1 protein-coding gene is annotated in these 270 nt (G+C 55.6%); it reads left to right on the forward strand.

Annotated features, from left to right (window positions below):
* Positions 1 to 32: 32 nt before the first annotated feature.
* Positions 33 to 270: FtsW/RodA/SpoVE family cell cycle protein (locus Q4563_RS20030; RefSeq protein WP_303605761.1), on the forward strand; the 238-nt coding region annotated here is incomplete at its 3' end.

Below are 270 nucleotides of genomic sequence, written 5' to 3' on the forward strand. Positions count from 1 at the left end.
GCATTTTGGCGCCTTGGTCGGGAGTCTGATGGATGATTGACAGTCTGCGCTGGCAAGCCCGTGATCAACATTTTGTTCCCTGGTTGCTGCTGATGGTGCTGGGCTGGGTCATGGTGGCTTCGGCGTCTACCGGTATTGGCGAAAAACTGACCGGTAATGCGGCGTATTTTGCGATTCGTCATGGTGTGTATCTGATTCTGGGTGTGGTTGCCTTGTACGGCGCCAGCCAGATCAGTCTGGCACGCTGGCGCCAGTTTGAGTTGCCAATGC

This window comes from Gilvimarinus sp. 1_MG-2023 (assembly GCF_030548285.1).